We start from the raw sequence: 15,524 nt of genomic DNA on the forward strand, positions 1-15,524 counted from the left end.
CCTGTTATAAACCACAACGCCCCTTGCTGTTTATGACCTGTTTCCGCCCTACTCATTTACTTGCTACATTGCTCATATCGGTGACGGTAGATATGAAACTAAAAAAGCCCTTACGGGCTTTTTTTATGTCTGTAATTTAATGCGTAAGGCTTTAACCTACGCTTTAAAAATTAACGGCGGTTTTTTCGTGCACGTGCTCGGCGTTGTTTTTTCTCTTCTTCTTTGGCTTGCTTTTTAGCCTCTGCAGCAGCGCGCAATCCAGCCACCATTATTTCTTCCTCTTCACGCATGGCAGGTGTTTCCATGGTAATACGACCAATAATGCCATCTCGTAATTCATTAATTAGAATTTCTGACATTTTATACGTATCAATTTGGTTACCACCGCGAATACAGCCGCGTTTTTTACCCGCCATTTCAACAAATTCCCAATCGCTTTCTGGCAGTTCATCTAATTTATAGCGCGCTTTTAAAAGCTCAGGATAGGCATGTAATAAATACTCAGCGGTGTAACTTGCCACTTCTTCGTATTCCAATGCGGTATCACGTATCGCACCGGTTGCGCCTAAACGATAACCTGAATTTTCGTTCTCTACTTTTGGCCACAGCATCCCTGGCGTATCGTAAAGCATAATACCATCATCAAGTTTAATACGTTGCTGTGCCTTAGTCACTGCAGGCTCATTGCCGGTTTTAGCCACTATACGTCCAGCAAGCACATTAATGAGCGTAGATTTACCTACGTTAGGAATCCCCATGATCATGGCTTTAATTTGCTTATCAGCACCGACTTTGTGCGGCACTAACTTTTTACACAGCTCATTAATACGATGCACTTCAGCGGCTTTATCGTTACCAAACGCAATAGCTTTTACGCCATTTTCTTGCTCAAAATAGTCTTTCCACGTTTGCGTCATTTTAGGATCAGCTAAATCGGCTTTATTTAGAATTTTGATGACCGGCTTACCTTCGCGTAAGGTAGCCACCATCGGGTTTTCGCTACTGTAAGGAATGCGCGCATCTAGCACTTCAATGATCACATCCATTTGTGGCATTATTTCTTTAATTTCATTTCGGGCTTTATTCATGTGCCCAGGGAACCACTGGATAGCCATTTTTAACTCCTAACATATAATTTGTAGCTATTTTAACTGGCAATTCATTTAATTGCGCTATACTGGCGCAAATTTTTTCAGATTAGATATTATGGCTCTCAAATCTACCATTATTAAAGCGCAACTATCGCTTAGCGATATGGACCGTCACGTATACCAAGACTTTAATTTAACCTTGGCACAACACCCATCAGAAACTGAGCAGCGTTTGATGATCCGCTTACTGGCGTTTGCACTTAATAGCTGTGATGGATTAGAGTTTACTAAAGGTTTATGTGCTGATGATGAGCCGGAGCTTTGGCATATTAATTACAGCGAAGAAATAGAGCTGTGGATTGAGCTGGGGCTGCCTGATGAAAAGCGCCTTAAAAAAGCCTGTAACAAAGCGAAAAAAGTAATTTTATATACCTATGGCGAGAATAACCAAGCTATTTGGTGGCAAAAGCATCAGCCTAAATTGTACGAGTTTAAAAACTTAAGCATTTTTAGTCTTGATTATGCAGCTACTCAGCTATTAGCTGCATTGGTTGATCGTAATATTAAATTGGCTATTACCATTCAAGATGGTGAAGTTTGGGTTAATACCGACACCACCAATATTGAAATAAAACCTCAGCAATTAGTGTAATTGCGGTAGTTATACCAATTGCATTAAATTAGTTATCTATTATAGCGACAAGTAAATAAGTCGGTAACTAGGCGAAAATTGTGACATATAGTTGTTCTATATAAATAATTTTTAACGTAGGTAGCGGATTATTTAATACGCTAGAATGATCATGTTTTTAATAAAATTGGTATTAGGGGGCGTATGAAAGTTAAACACGTGATTGTTTTACATGGCTTGTATATGTCTGGCTTGGTAATGCGCCCGCTGTGCTCACGCTTGGAAGAGTCTGGGGTTAAGGTTTTAAATCTAACCTACAACACCCGTGACCCTAATCGAGATGCTATTTTTGCGCAAATAGATGAGTTTATTGGTGGTGAACCATCCGCTTTAGTTTGCCACTCTATGGGAGGCTTAGTTGCTCGCGCCTACTTAGAAGCAAACTCAGCACCAAGTCATCATGTTGAAAAGGTGATCACCTTAGGTACGCCACACACTGGCAGCCATATTGCTGAAAAAATGCAGCAAAAAGGGTTCGAACTATTATTAAAAAATAGTGTTGAATTTTTACTATCTAAGAATGGTGATTGGCCTTTTAAAGCCAAGCTATACAGTATTGCCGGCGACTTACCGATTGGTTTAATGCCACTCATTGTTAAAGGTAGCCGCTCTGATGGCACCGTACTGCTAGATGAAACCAAACTTAAAGGGATGGCTGAACACAAGGTGTTTCATTTAAGCCATACCAGTATGATTTACTCTCGCCAAGTAGTTAATTATATTCTTGAGCGCTTGAACGAAGACATTTAATCCTCGGCAGCAGCGGCCACTTTGTAGCTAATCAAAAATATAATACCTAGCACCAAAGGCATTGGTGCAGCGATATAACCAAAGGCGTCAGAGTTTGCAAAGCTCGCACCCGCTAAGTGTGCCACTAGCCCTAATACAAACCCTACCAAAGCAATACCAATAACGATGAGTTCAGCTTTATTCTCTTTACGTGTTTTAGCTTCCATTATTTCTCTCCGCATCTAATCAAGTAGCCCCTTAACTTAATAAAGTGCTCTCTATCAAGTTGGGTTATATTGATTATGCGCTTTACTTATGCGCGTTTTTTGACCTAAATCAATAAATAAAATAAGTCTGTGCTGCGCCTGTCAAAAGCTTGTTTTAGATCATATTTTGTACTCACAAAATAAACAATTTCGCTGCTCAAGGTAGTATTTTTATAAACACAACCCATATCTATGAAATGGCGTTAGTTAATTTATTTATAAAATCACAGATACGCTGATAGCTTTTAGCTATGGCATCAATATGTATAAACGATTTTATTCATAGACGATAATGAGCAATACTTATTTCATTGAACAATGTGTGAAAGATTCATAAAACGGTTATTTAAGGAGCAAAGTATGTCGCAAGTAAATGCAATTGGTTTAAACAGTACAAAAAGTGAAAATATTATTAAGTCACTGAATACGCTTTTAAGCAGCTATCAAATTCAATATATGAACGCGCGTGGTTTTCACTGGAACATTAAAGGCCGAAACTTTTTTGAATTACATTTAAAGTTTGAAGAAATTTATAACTTACTATTGTTAAAAGTCGATGAAATCGCAGAACGTATTTTAACGCTTGATGGTGCACCGCTGCATGCATTTTCAGATTACTTAGAAGTAAGTGAAATTAAAGAAGCAAAAGGGATCAGCGATGGCGTAACCGCAGTAGAGAACTTACTTGCCGGATACAGCAGCTTAATTAAAATGCAGCGCGATATTCTTGCACAAGCCGCTGAAGCTGATGATGAAGGTACCGCGTCATTAATGAGTGACTACATTAAAGAGCAAGAAAAACTAGTGTGGATGTTAAAAGCCTACCTAGATTAAGTTATTTTAAAAAATAGAAAGCCTCAGTTATTACTGAGGCTTTTTTGTGATAATCATATACTGGCTATGACAAAGCGATAAAAAAGGCCATTTCTAGTGCTTTTTCTTCTAAGCTTTTGAAGCGCCCAGATGCACCACCATGTCCTGCATCCATATCAGTTTTAAACACTAAAATATTATCATCAGTTTTATATTCACGCATTTTAGCTACCCACTTCATTGGCTCCCAATATTGTACTTGCGAGTCATGCAAGCCGGTTGTTACCAATATATTGGGGTAGTGTTGCGCACTAATATTATCATACGGTGAGTACGCTTTAATAATATCGTAAAAATCAGGGTCATTTGGATTACCCCATTCGTCATATTCATTTGTTGTAAGCGGTATGCTTTCATCCAACATAGTGGTAAGCACATCTAAAAATGGCACATGGCAACCCATAGCACAGTAGAGTTTAGGTGCTTGGTTTGCTACGGCTCCCATCAATAACCCACCGGCACTACCACCTGAAGCAAACACTTTACTTTTGTTGCCATATCCTTGTTCGGTTAGTGCTTTGGTTATATCTATAAAGTCATTAAAGCTATTTTGTTTATGCTGCTTTTTACCGTGTTCGTACCATGAACGCCCTAGCATTTCGCTACCACGCACATGCGCAATTGCATAAACAAAACCACGGTCGAGTAAGCTAAGTGACGTACTCGAAAAGCTTGGATCTATGGTGATCCCATACGCGCCATAACCATATTGAAACAACGGATTTGAGCCATCTTTTTTAAAGCTATCTTTACGATATACCAACGACACCGGCACTTTTACCCCATCTCGAGCGCTGACCATAAGTCGCTCTGACTGGTAGTCTTCTGCGTTAAAATCACCGAGTACTTTTTGTTGTTTAAGTAAGGTTTTTTCGCCTGTGGTTAAATCAACATTATAGAGCGAGCCTGGCGTTGTTAAGCTTGAATAGTAAATGCGCGCATGAGCTACATTTGGTTCTGGGTTCATGGCAATAGCAGCGTAATAGCAAGGATCATCAAACTCAAGGTTCATTCGCTCAGCATTTTTATTAACCACAACAAAGCGGGCTTGCCCTTGCTCGCGCTCGCTAAGCACTAAAAAGTCGTTAAATAGTTCAACGCCTTCTAATAATACATTTTCACGATGAGGGGTATGTGTTTGCCACTGGCTTTTATCCGCTATGGTATCGCTTGTCGCAATCATTAGTCGGAAGTTTTTAGCCTGCCAGTTAGTCACTATATAAAAAGTATCACCAAGCTTATCAATATCAAATTCATGCCCCTCTTCACGCGGCATTAAAGCAGTAAACTCGCCTTGAGGCTGATTGGCATCCAGTATCCACATGTCGTTAGTTTCTGTACTCGCTAAATCAATAATAATTAAGCTTTCATCACGACTTTTACCTAAGCCCATAAAAAAGCTACTATCTTGCTCTTCGTATACCAACACATCTTGGTGTTGCTCACTCCCTAGCTCATGTCTAAAAACTTGATAACCTAATAAGGTTTTTAAATCCTTTTTTACATAAAATACGGTTTTATTGTCGTTCGCCCAAACAACTTGCCCCTCGGTATTTTCAAGTATATCGTCGAGCATTTTATTACTGTTTAAATCTTTAAATCGAACTGTGTAAATACGTCTGCCGTCAGTATCTTCAGAATATGCCATTAATTGCTCATTGGGACTCAGCGCCACTTCCCCTAGCTCATAAAACTCATAGCCGTTGGCAAGTTCATTCACATCAAGTAGTAACGCTTTATTAGCCATTGCCATACTGCTACTGCGATAATGGCGTGCATATTCATCATCTCCGCGAACCTCTGAGTGATACCAATACTGGCCATCTTTGACCGGTACGGTGTTGTCGTCTTTTACAATACGCCCCTTAAGCTCCTCAAATAGTGTATTTTGTAATGGCTTAATGGCGGCTAATTGCTCATCACAATAGGCGTTTTCTTGTGCTAAATGCGCGAGTATTTCGGCATTTTGTCGTTCATCATCACGCATCCAATAATAATCATCACTGCGTGTTTTTGCGTGAGTAGTAAGCGCATGAGGTTGCTTTTTAGCAATAGGAAAATTAGGCAATAAGCTTAAAGAATAATCAGAAGAATACACAAAAAAACCGCTTAAAAAATAACAATGGCGGCCAGTTTATCATAAAAATAAAAAAGCCCACTCATAGTTGAGTGGGCTAAAGCGGTATAAATTCGATAACTAAAAACTACGTGAATTTTATTGTTGTCGTTATACCTAAGGGAAGTTGATTTACTGTATTTGCTGCCAAGCCATAGTCCAGCTTTCGCCAACGCCAGGCTCAAACATAGTGTTATGCTCATCTACACGGCAAAACTCGCTAAATGGCCATGCCTTACACTGGTATATATGCCCCGTTTTAGGCTGTAGTACTTTGGTGCCTGCACTATACATATCGCCATTTTGAGGATAAATTGCATCGTATCCAAGGCTATTTACAGCAATTAATTTTTTATTTTTTTCAGCGCGATTAAAATGAACCACCGCGCTACAAATACCACTACTTTCAAGCGCAAATATTTTATTATGCCTATAAGCGACTACTAATCCTTGCTCTGTCATTCTGCCAGCGCACACCAGCGGAATATGCATATTAATATGCTCAACCACCAGCAAGCTCCAAGCATGGGGTTCACCCTGCTCTGGGGAGAGTATTTCATATTCAAACGCTAGCTGAGATAATTCACCATGCTCATCGTAAAAGCTCACACTAACCGTATCACCAACAAATAGCTGGCTATACTGATCGAGCCCAAGACAACCAATAGTTAACCATTCTCCACACGTTAATGATGAATGTATAAACACTGCAACACCTTAAAGAGTCAAACGTCGCCCATATCATATGGCTTACAACAGGCACACTAGCTCGAAGGCTAATATGCATTAACTAAAGTATTAGGTTAAAAACCATTGTGTAATACCAATACCGACTGATTGTAATTCGCAATGTTGCAATAATCAAACAAAAGAATGTAACCGGAATTTAAAAGCAGCACTTAAGTTTATATTCATAAAAATAACACAAAAAAGCCAACCGCTTTAACGGTTGGCTTTTTTATTCAGCTGGATGCCTTGTCCTGACATGTGTTTACACATTTAGGACGGGACAGGGTGATATATAATGCTAACTCACACTCACCTTTTTACTTGTAAATGGGCGTTTAAACAGCGCCCCTATGTCAGTTAAAATAATGTACAAGCACGGCACCAAAATAAGGGTGATCAGTGTTGCAAACATAACCGCAAAACCAAGTGCTACCGCCATCGGTATTACAAATTTAGCTTGTAAACTGGTTTCAAACATAATCGGTAATACGCCAGCAAAGGTAGTTATTGAGGTAAGTAGTATGGGTCTAAAGCGGGCGCAGCCAGCCTCAATAACGGCATCTTTTATACTAATACCCGCGCGACGCGCCTGATTAATAAAATCAGTCATTACTAATGAGTCATTAATAACAACCCCTGCAGCAGCAATTAAACCAAAGCCCGACATTAAGCTAATATCTAAGCCAAACCAAAAATGCCCCCATATTGCACCCGTTAAACTAAATGGAATAACCGACATTACAATTAAAGGCTGCGAGTAACTTTTTAGTGGCACTGCCAACAAAATGTAAACCAAAATCATCCCGCCAGCAAAAAATAGCAATTGCTCATTAGCTTGCGCTTGCTGCTCCTCAATGGCACCACCTAGTTCTGACTTAACACTGGGGTATTCATCTTGTAGTTGTGGCAATAGGTTTTCTTTTACTTGCTTAACCACTTCACCCGGCTCAATTACTTCTTCATCTATATTGCCGTAAACATACACAGTACGATAACCACCTTCACGACGAATATAACTGATACCCGGTGTTTCTGTTAGTTCAACCACATCGCCCAACAACACTTCTCGACCTTGTGGCGTAGTAACAACTGCATGCTTAAGTGATGAAAACGCTTCGCGAGTAAGTTTAGGATAACGCACCATCACTCGCACTTCTTCACCGCGGCGAATAACGCGCTGTGCTTCGCCACCGTAAAAGCTTGCCCCCACCTGGTTAGCAATTGATGCCAAGTCTAATCCTAGGTCATAGGCAACTGGCTTTAAGCTCATTTGTACTTCTTTGCTAGCAGGATCAATCGTTGAACTGATATCAAATAAGCCTTCTTGCTGCTGCAATAGTTGAATAAAGCGACGCCCGGCTTCATTGAGGGTATCTATATCAGAACCAAACAATAGGTAACCAAATTCGCCGTTACCGCCGCCACCTCCACCGCCAACATCATCTTGTATAGTTAACGACTTAACCCCCGCGATATTAGGCATCGCTTCACGCCAGCGGCGCGACAGCTCAAAGGCATTATATGGACGTAAATCTTCGTCAACCAATGGCGCTAAAATTTGCGCCTCGGTTCGACCTTGGTTAAATACCAATACATCACGCACCATTTTATGGCCATCTTCACGCGCTGTTTGTTTATCAACCTCAAGTACCATAGCTTCTATTTGGCGTATCGCGTTAATGGTTTGGATGTCTGATACATTATCATTCATTTCAACATTAATTTGCGGGAAGTCATGCGGCACTTTAGGTGACGGGATCATTCTTACCTGATTAGACGAGATTAACGCAAAAGTAAAAATTAACAGCGCAATAAAGCTAAATAACACCGTCCAGCGCCATTTGATACAATTAATAATAAACTGCCTATAAGGCCCATTTACAAAGCCAAAAAAGCGCTTATTAAAACGTGCTCGCCAGCCATTAGGGTTTATAGGTGAAAAGTGAGTATGCGCAATATGCGCTGGTAGTATTAGCTTAGATTCTATTAAGCTAAATATTAAACATAAAATAACTACCACTGAAATACCATAAAAGAAGGCACTTTCAGGTCCACTTGAAAGTGTAAATGGCGCAAATACCGCAATGGTTGTGAGTACTCCGAAGGTCGCCGGGGTGGCAACTCGTTTTGCGCCATTCACTACATTAACAACACCGCCGCCTTTTTTCTCTATTTCGGTGTAGGCGCTTTCACCTATGACTATGGCGTCGTCCACCACAATTCCCAGTACCATAATAAAGGCAAACAAAGACACAATATTAATCGTGATGCCAAATAATGGCATCAACATCATCGCCCCTAAAAAACATACCGGTAAACCAATCATTACCCACAGTGCCAGCTTAAAACGTAAAAATAATGAAAGCATAATGGCAACTAAAATAGCCCCTTGAAACAAGTTAGCTTTCATCATATCTAAGCGTGCATTAAGGTAGTATGTCATGTCCATTAATGGCTCTAAACGCACACCCAATGGTAGCTCTTTATTTTTTTGGTCCATGTAGGCTTTAACAGAATCGGCCACCGGAATAATATTTTGCTCTTCGGTGGCTTTAACCGATAAATAAACCGCATTTTCGCCGTTAAATTTAAAGTAGCGCTCACCTTCAACAAACTGATCTTTAATAATCGCAATATCTTGTAGCAACACCTTGGCACCATTGGCGCCAATTTTTACCGGAATTTGCCTAAACTCTTCACCAGAATAAAACTGATTTTCTACTCGCACTGAAATAACGCCAGCATCAGTTTTTAATTGCCCAGCTGAAAAGTTAGCCGAATAGCGGCGTACTGCATTCGCTACATCAGAGAGTGTTAAGTTATATTGGCGCAGCGTGTCAGGTTCTATTTCTATGGCAATTTCATCCAGTGGCACATCGTTAACCACTAAGGACACATTCGATAACTGTAATAGCTCATCTTCAATTTGATTAGCTATTGGCTTAAGTTCAGTCAGTGGTAAATCGGCAACGAGCGTCATACCAATTACATCTTGACGAAACTCTATTTGGCTAATGGTGACCGGTTCCATTCCCGCTGGAAAGGTGGCAATACCATCAACACGCAGTTTAACCTTATCGAGGACATCGGTAAGTTCTGCGTCGGTATTAATTTCAAGGGTGGCAGAACCGCCATTACGAAATGCGCGATACACCCCTTTTTTAATTTCGGTAATATCTTTTAACGACTCTTCAACTTTTATTAAGATACTTTCTTCAATTTCTTGAGGCGATGCCCCTGGGTAGTTTGCATTCACCGTAATATAGTTAACTTCTATATTCGGGAACATTTGTCGCTGAATCGTAAAGTAGCTAATAATCCCCATTACAATGATAAAAAACATCATCAAATTAGCAGCTACAGAGTTGTTAGCAAAATAAGCAATTAACCCTGTTTGTTTGGTTGTATTGGGTAGTTCTGTGCTATTCATAACTCATGCTACCTTTATAGTTTTTCTGTTGATGTGCGCTCTGCAGCATCTTCTGATTCAGTAAGCCCTGCTATTTTTACCGCCATCCCTTTTTGTGGGTATTCAGGTAAAGTAACAACAAGCTGATCGTCTGCCTCTAAACCATCACTAATATAGAAGTACTCACCTTCTTCGCGAATTACTTTTACCTTACGTGGTTCTAACTGCTGCTCATCATTAACTATCCACACGGTTTGGTTATTTACGAGCTCTTGCGGTAAACGATAGATATTATTGAGCATAGTACCGGCAAAATTTACTTGTACATAAGTACCAAACTTAATTGCAGGCTGCTGATTTACAAGTCCATAAGGGTCTTCAATTCTAACCACTAGGCTGCTCATACGAGTGGCGTTATCTACAATCCCTAAATCGCGGTCTATCACGGCTTGGCGAGTAAACCCATTTAACCCTGTTTTAATAACCGTTGCGGTTACCCCTTTAACGCGATCAGGTAAAAACACACTGTCAAAACCAGCAATAGGGATAATCACTTCACCTGTTTCAATATTATTAAGCTCAGCCACTTGAGCGCCCATGCTGACAAACTGACCTACACCTACGTTGCGACTCACCACTAATGCATCATAAGGCGCGCTCACTTCACAATTATCTAAGTCACGCTGCGCTCGTTTTAATGCAGCTTGTGCTGACTTAACCGAAGCCTGTGCACTCAATACTTGTGGTTTGCGTAAAAATAAGTCAGTGCGTGCTTTATTAGGAAAACGTTTTGCTTCATCTTCAGCTACTTGAGCCTGAGCCTGCTCTTCTATAAGCGTAGCTTGAGCGCGGGCTAATTCGGCCTCGGCTTGCAGCACTGCTGCTTCGTAGTTATCTTTTTCAATTGTAAAAAGGATTTCGCCGCGACCCACGACCCCACCTGCTACAAAATTTGGATGCCAGCTAATTACTTCACCTGACACTTGTGCTGAGAGCTGAGTGTTTTCTAGCGGCTGCATTTCACCATAGCTATTAATGATGACTTGATGATCGTTAGCAGCAACAGCTTCAACCTGTACAGTTGGACGAGTGTCTATGACTTCTTTTTTGTCTGACTCTTTTGCAATCGCATTAATTGCAAAAAAACCAACCACACCTAATGCCAGAGCTACGAATGGAAAAACCCATCTAAGTACATTACCTTGCATTTATTTATTACTCCCAAATTTCTATTAGCATCATAATACCAAAGCTTGTTGAAACATTAACGTGACATTTGTAAGCAACTGTTACAAAAAAAGCATTTTTTATGCTTCTTCAGCTTCTATTAAATGCTTAAATTAAAGCTCGTTAGTGTAGTAAAATGGTTTGTTACAAATTTTTACCATTATAAATCATAAAGCTAATCACTTTTTGTTAGTATTTAGTAACGATACTGTGCGAAACAGCATGATATTACGTACAGTAAAATTACATTAACAACTACAAAAGACAAACTATGAAATTAACCACACTTACTTTGGCGCTAAGTATAGCGCTTGGCAGCAGCTATGCTGTTGCTGCAGAAAAAAAAGAAGAAAAAAAGCCACAAACATTAAGTGAAATGATTAAAGGTCAAACCGAATTTGCCGGCATTTTTAACCTTTACCAAGATGAAAAAACCGGCGACCACCTAATGGTCATTAACGAGTCACAGCTCGATACCCCTTTTGTTTACTTTGCACATACCATTGACGGCGCGACTGATGCGGGTCATTTTCGTGGCGCGTACCGCGAAACCAAGTTAATTGAATTTAGAAAATACTTTGATCGCATCGATATTATCAGCAAAACCCCACGCTATTTATTTAATGAAAATAGCGCGCTAGCTAAAGCCAGTGAGGCAAACATTAGCGAAGCGGTACTTGCAAGTATAAAAATAGAAAAACAAGAAGAGGATAAAATAGCCTTTAATGTTAACAAGCTATTTTTAAGTGAAGCGCTGCATAAAGTATCACCAACACCTAACCCGAATGATAAAAATGCTAAAAAGCGATTTAAAGTAGGTAAGTTAGATGATAAAAAATCACGCATCATCAAACAGCGTCCTTACCCTAATAACCTAGATGTGGTTGTTGATTATGTTTTTACCAATAGCAGCCCAACCGTTCGAGGGTCAGGTGCGATAAGCGATCCACGAAGTGTGTCAGTAAAAGTACAGCACTCATTTGTAGCTTTACCTGATAATAGCTACCAACCTCGCTTTGATGATGCACGCATTGGTTATTTCACCAATCAGTTTGATAAAATGACATCAACTGACTGGGCACCATACCAAGATGTAATTAAGCGTTGGGATCTACAAAAGAAAGATCCAAGCGCAGCACTTTCAGAACCAGTAAAGCCAATTACCTGGTGGATAGAAAATACCACGCCTATTGAGTGGCGAGATACTGTACGTGACGCTGTACTTGCTTGGAATAGCTCATTTGAAAAAGCAGGCTTTAAAAACGCACTTGAAGTGAAAATACAGCCTGATGATGCCGATTGGGATGCCGGTGACATTAACTATAATGTACTGCGTTGGACTTCATCGCCTAAGCCACCTTTTGGTGGATATGGACCAGCATTAGCTAACCCGCTAACCGGTGAAATTTTAGGCTCAGACATTATGCTTGAGTTTGTATTTATGAAAAACCGCTGGATATACGATACGCTTTATACTCAAGGCACGATGAGCCATACACAACCAGGAAGCAACACTGAGCTTAATTGCTCTTTAGGTCATGAATTACAACAGAACCTAATACTTGCAAAAGGCTTAGCAAATGGCGCTGATATTGAAGATACTGAAATGTTACGCCAAGGCTTAACCCAGCTGGTTTTACATGAAGTAGGGCATACTCTAGGTCTCAATCACAACATGAAATCTTCTATTTTGTGGGATGAGAAAGAAGTTCACGACAAAAGTAAAACCCAAGGTATAGTGACCGGCTCAGTAATGGACTATGCGCCAGCAAATATAGCGCCAACAGGTGTGACTCAAGGCGATATTTTCCAAACTAAACCAGGTCCATACGATGATTGGGCAATAAACTACGGCTATAGCGCAGCACTTAAAGATAAAGCAGCAGAACAAGCTCGTCTTGATAAAATACTTGCTCGCTCAAGCGAACATGCTCTTGCCTTTGGTAATGATGCCGACGACATGCGTGCTCCTGGGCGCCATATAGACCCTCGCGTGATGATAGGTGACTTGTCGTCTAACCCTGCAGCTTACGGGGCAGATAGAATGGCACTGATCAATACGCTCTTTTCAGAACTTAAAGATAAAGCTACAGTAAAAGGCGAGTCTTACCAACAGCTTGTTACTTCTGCTAACAGCCTATTTGGCCAATACCGTGCACAAGCAGGCGTGGTATCTCGTCAAATTGGAGGGGTTTATGTAGAGCGTGCCGTAGTGGGCGATGAAAATGCAGCCAAGCCTTTTACACCGGTGCCACTTGAGCGTCAAACTCAAGCAATGGCTATTTTAGCTGAGTATGTGTTTGCTCCAAATGTACTGCAAAGTATGCAGCCTTTGTATAACTTTATGCAGCAACAGCGTCGTGGGTTTAATCATTACGGTAAAAACGAAGACCCTAAACCGCATAAAATGATTTTAGGCATGCAAAAAGGTGTATTAGCGCAACTACTGCATCCTGCTGTGTTACTGCGTATTTCAGATACCGCTTTATATGGTAATGAATACAGCCTTACGCAATTTATGGAGGATTTAACTGCAAGTATTTTTGTTGATAGTAAAAATGCTAATTCGATCAGTCATAATTTACAGATTGAATACGTAAATCAGCTTATTGCAATTGCAGGCTTAAAAAAAGCAAGTAAATACGATAACTTAGCAAAAACAGCTGCGCTATATCAGCTAAATCAAATAGCCGATCAAGATGTTGAATGGGGTGCAGACACCGCAACCAAAGCACATAAAAAGTATATCGATCGCTTAATTAGCAAAGCGCTAGAAGCGTAAATAACACTGAGTAAACCAAGGCCACGTTTTACGTGGCCTTTTTTACACTAATTCAAAGGTAAATAGTACCTTTTAGGTACCTTACGGCATGACCCGTCAATGTTACTGTTTTATCACCCACTTCACAGTAAAGCTTCCCGCCTCGTTGTGAGGCCTGATAAGCACTTAAAGAGTTTTTGCCAAATTGTTCTGCCCAATAAGGGGCAAGCCCGGTATGAATTGAGCCGGTCACAAAGTCTTCATCACCACCACTGGCAGGCCAAAAATAACGAGAAATAAAGTCATACTCAACACTCGGTGCTGTTGCAACCACATCTAATGGGGCTAATTTTTTTAGTTGTGTAGAGTCGGTAATTAAGCTCTCTACTTGCTTAGCAGATTCATAAATAGCAAAATAAGCTTGGCGGTTTTTAAGCACTTTAACAGGTTGTATAGACAGGCCTGCTAATAAAGCATCGGGGATGAGCTGAACCTCTTCAGGGGCTTGTTTAGGAAAGGTCATAGCAAAGCTGCCATCGTTTTTCTTATTAACAATCAGTTTGCCCACCGCCTCTGCGCTAAAGCAAACCTGCGCTATGTTATGTTGCTCACAAAGCACATAGGCCGCTGCTAAAGTGGCGTGGCCGCAAAAATCAATTTCCATTAATGGCGAAAACCAACGTATTGCAAAGCTTCCATCTGCCAGCTGACAGGTAAAAGCTGTTTCAGACACGTTGTTTTCCGCAGCGATATTCAGCATAAGATCATCACTAAGCCAAGACTCCAGTGGGATCACAGCGGCATAGTTGCCTTTAAACAGTTCACTGCTGAACGCATCGATTTGATGGATAGTTAATTTCATAGTGGGCACTTTTTATTTATTGGTCACTCAAAGTGCCACAAATGAAACTAACGGTCACTCTAATTTTACGCCAACACAGGCCTCATTCGATAATACTGCATACATGCAAACTGCACGGCATTGGTCAGTAATATCATAACAAACATTAATATATGCGAAGTACTTTGCACTGGCATAGCAAGTTCAGCAAACAAACCACAGATACCTGCTATAAATTGCAAACTAAAATAGCGCGCACTAAGGTTACTAATATTCCCTGTTCGCAGTGTTTTAAAAGTTTGTGGCATAACCCGTACTGAACTCATAATTAAACCCACATAGGTTAATCCGTTAAGCACCGAGGCAGTATCTAAGTTGGAGTTTAACAGCAACAAAAAGGGTAATAACGAAAAGCTAAGCATACCAAGTAGCTGCAGCTTTTGACGCTTAACTGCATTATAGCGAGCAAAAAAGTATAAAATCAGTCCGCTTAAAAAGCCTGTCGCAAAAAACGGCAAGGCAATGTAAAAACGAGAAAAGTAAAGATTGTAGCTTATAAAGTACACACTTTGCGCTAAACCAAATGTCATCATTAACAGTGACACACCTGATACACTGCGGTTTTTTATAATTTTATTAAGTAACGGTAAAAAACTAAAAACCAAAATAAACACTGACAAAATAGGCAAATAATACGCCAAAGCAGACCTCGCTCGTTACATAACTGTTAATAAAAGGAAGAAATAAAACATTTTTTAAACATTTGTTTTTAAAGGTTTTATTTTTAAGCG

General features: G+C 40.2%; 12 protein-coding genes. 4 read left to right on the top strand and 8 right to left on the bottom strand.

Annotation, left to right across the window (positions count from 1 at the left end; genetic code table 11):
- Positions 1-170: 170 nt before the first annotated feature.
- A complete protein-coding gene (ylqF, locus tag AC27JR_RS15250; RefSeq protein ID WP_131691847.1) occupies positions 171-1,115 on the bottom strand; it encodes a ribosome biogenesis GTPase YlqF in 945 nt (314 codons plus the stop codon).
- Between the two features lie 91 nt (positions 1,116-1,206).
- Between ylqF and AC27JR_RS15255 the strand changes: the two genes are divergently transcribed.
- Positions 1,207-1,743, top strand: coding sequence for a YaeQ family protein (locus AC27JR_RS15255; RefSeq protein ID WP_487174055.1), 537 nt, complete (start codon positions 1,207-1,209; stop codon positions 1,741-1,743).
- Between the two features lie 183 nt (positions 1,744-1,926).
- The gene (locus tag AC27JR_RS15260; protein WP_008112864.1) at positions 1,927-2,532 is read left to right on the top strand and encodes a PGAP1-like alpha/beta domain-containing protein; all 606 of its coding nucleotides are present in this window, start codon (positions 1,927-1,929) and stop codon (positions 2,530-2,532) included.
- Here the strand turns inward: AC27JR_RS15260 and AC27JR_RS15265 are convergent.
- Positions 2,529-2,738 (bottom strand): hypothetical protein, encoded by a 210-nt coding sequence (locus AC27JR_RS15265; protein WP_008464997.1) that lies wholly within the window; start codon positions 2,736-2,738, stop codon positions 2,529-2,531. The genes AC27JR_RS15260 and AC27JR_RS15265 overlap by 4 nt on opposite strands.
- Before the next feature lie 399 nt (positions 2,739-3,137).
- Here AC27JR_RS15265 and AC27JR_RS15270 point away from each other — a divergent pair, with 399 nt between their 5' ends.
- The gene (locus AC27JR_RS15270) at positions 3,138-3,611 is read left to right on the top strand and encodes a Dps family protein (RefSeq protein WP_487174056.1); all 474 of its coding nucleotides are present in this window, start codon (positions 3,138-3,140) and stop codon (positions 3,609-3,611) included.
- 64 nt (positions 3,612-3,675) lie between these two features.
- Here the strand turns inward: AC27JR_RS15270 and AC27JR_RS15275 are convergent, their stop codons facing one another.
- The 4 genes from AC27JR_RS15275 to AC27JR_RS15290 all read right to left on the bottom strand — a co-directional run bounded on the left by AC27JR_RS15275 (position 3,676) and on the right by AC27JR_RS15290 (position 11,112).
- The gene (locus tag AC27JR_RS15275; RefSeq protein ID WP_487174057.1) at positions 3,676-5,748 is read right to left on the bottom strand and encodes a S9 family peptidase; all 2,073 of its coding nucleotides are present in this window, start codon (positions 5,746-5,748) and stop codon (positions 3,676-3,678) included.
- 150 nt (positions 5,749-5,898) lie between these two features.
- Positions 5,899-6,474: a hypothetical protein gene (locus AC27JR_RS15280; protein ID WP_008464991.1), complete on the bottom strand. Its 576-nt coding sequence runs from the start codon at positions 6,472-6,474 to the stop codon at positions 5,899-5,901.
- 319 nt (positions 6,475-6,793) lie between these two features.
- On the bottom strand, positions 6,794-9,925 hold the full coding sequence (locus AC27JR_RS15285; protein WP_076919828.1) for an efflux RND transporter permease subunit: 3,132 nt from the start codon (positions 9,923-9,925) through the stop codon (positions 6,794-6,796).
- A 14-nt stretch (positions 9,926-9,939) separates the two neighbouring features.
- Positions 9,940-11,112 carry an efflux RND transporter periplasmic adaptor subunit gene (locus AC27JR_RS15290; protein ID WP_008464987.1) on the bottom strand — a complete coding sequence of 391 codons (1,173 nt, stop codon included), beginning with the start codon at positions 11,110-11,112 and terminating at the stop codon, positions 9,940-9,942.
- Positions 11,113-11,402: 290 nt separating this feature from the next.
- Here AC27JR_RS15290 and AC27JR_RS15295 point away from each other — a divergent pair, with 290 nt between their 5' ends.
- Positions 11,403-13,913, top strand: a complete 2,511-nt coding sequence (locus AC27JR_RS15295) for a zinc-dependent metalloprotease (RefSeq protein WP_487174058.1) — start codon at positions 11,403-11,405, stop codon at positions 13,911-13,913.
- Between the two features lie 52 nt (positions 13,914-13,965).
- On the opposite strand, the gene AC27JR_RS15300 is transcribed toward AC27JR_RS15295, so the two are convergent.
- Complete coding sequence (locus AC27JR_RS15300; RefSeq protein ID WP_487174059.1) at positions 13,966-14,754, bottom strand: PhzF family phenazine biosynthesis protein; 789 nt, start codon at positions 14,752-14,754, stop codon at positions 13,966-13,968.
- Positions 14,755-14,819: 65 nt separating this feature from the next.
- Positions 14,820-15,434: a PQ-loop repeat-containing protein gene (locus AC27JR_RS15305; RefSeq protein WP_008464980.1), complete on the bottom strand. Its 615-nt coding sequence runs from the start codon at positions 15,432-15,434 to the stop codon at positions 14,820-14,822.
- Positions 15,435-15,524 lie beyond the last annotated feature (90 nt).

The organism is Pseudoalteromonas sp. NH0006-26 (assembly GCF_057552415.1).

Coding starts and splice junctions, on each gene's coding strand:
- ylqF (WP_131691847.1), bottom strand. CDS start 1,115: ATGGCTATCCAGTGGTTCCCTGGGCACATGAATAAAGCCCGAAATGAA.
- AC27JR_RS15255 (WP_487174055.1), top strand. CDS start 1,207: ATGGCTCTCAAATCTACCATTATTAAAGCGCAACTATCGCTTAGCGAT.
- AC27JR_RS15260 (WP_008112864.1), top strand. CDS start 1,927: ATGAAAGTTAAACACGTGATTGTTTTACATGGCTTGTATATGTCTGGC.
- AC27JR_RS15265 (WP_008464997.1), bottom strand. CDS start 2,738: ATGGAAGCTAAAACACGTAAAGAGAATAAAGCTGAACTCATCGTTATT.
- AC27JR_RS15270 (WP_487174056.1), top strand. CDS start 3,138: ATGTCGCAAGTAAATGCAATTGGTTTAAACAGTACAAAAAGTGAAAAT.
- AC27JR_RS15285 (WP_076919828.1), bottom strand. CDS start 9,925: ATGAATAGCACAGAACTACCCAATACAACCAAACAAACAGGGTTAATT.
- AC27JR_RS15290 (WP_008464987.1), bottom strand. CDS start 11,112: ATGCAAGGTAATGTACTTAGATGGGTTTTTCCATTCGTAGCTCTGGCA.
- AC27JR_RS15295 (WP_487174058.1), top strand. CDS start 11,403: ATGAAATTAACCACACTTACTTTGGCGCTAAGTATAGCGCTTGGCAGC.
- AC27JR_RS15300 (WP_487174059.1), bottom strand. CDS start 14,754: ATGAAATTAACTATCCATCAAATCGATGCGTTCAGCAGTGAACTGTTT.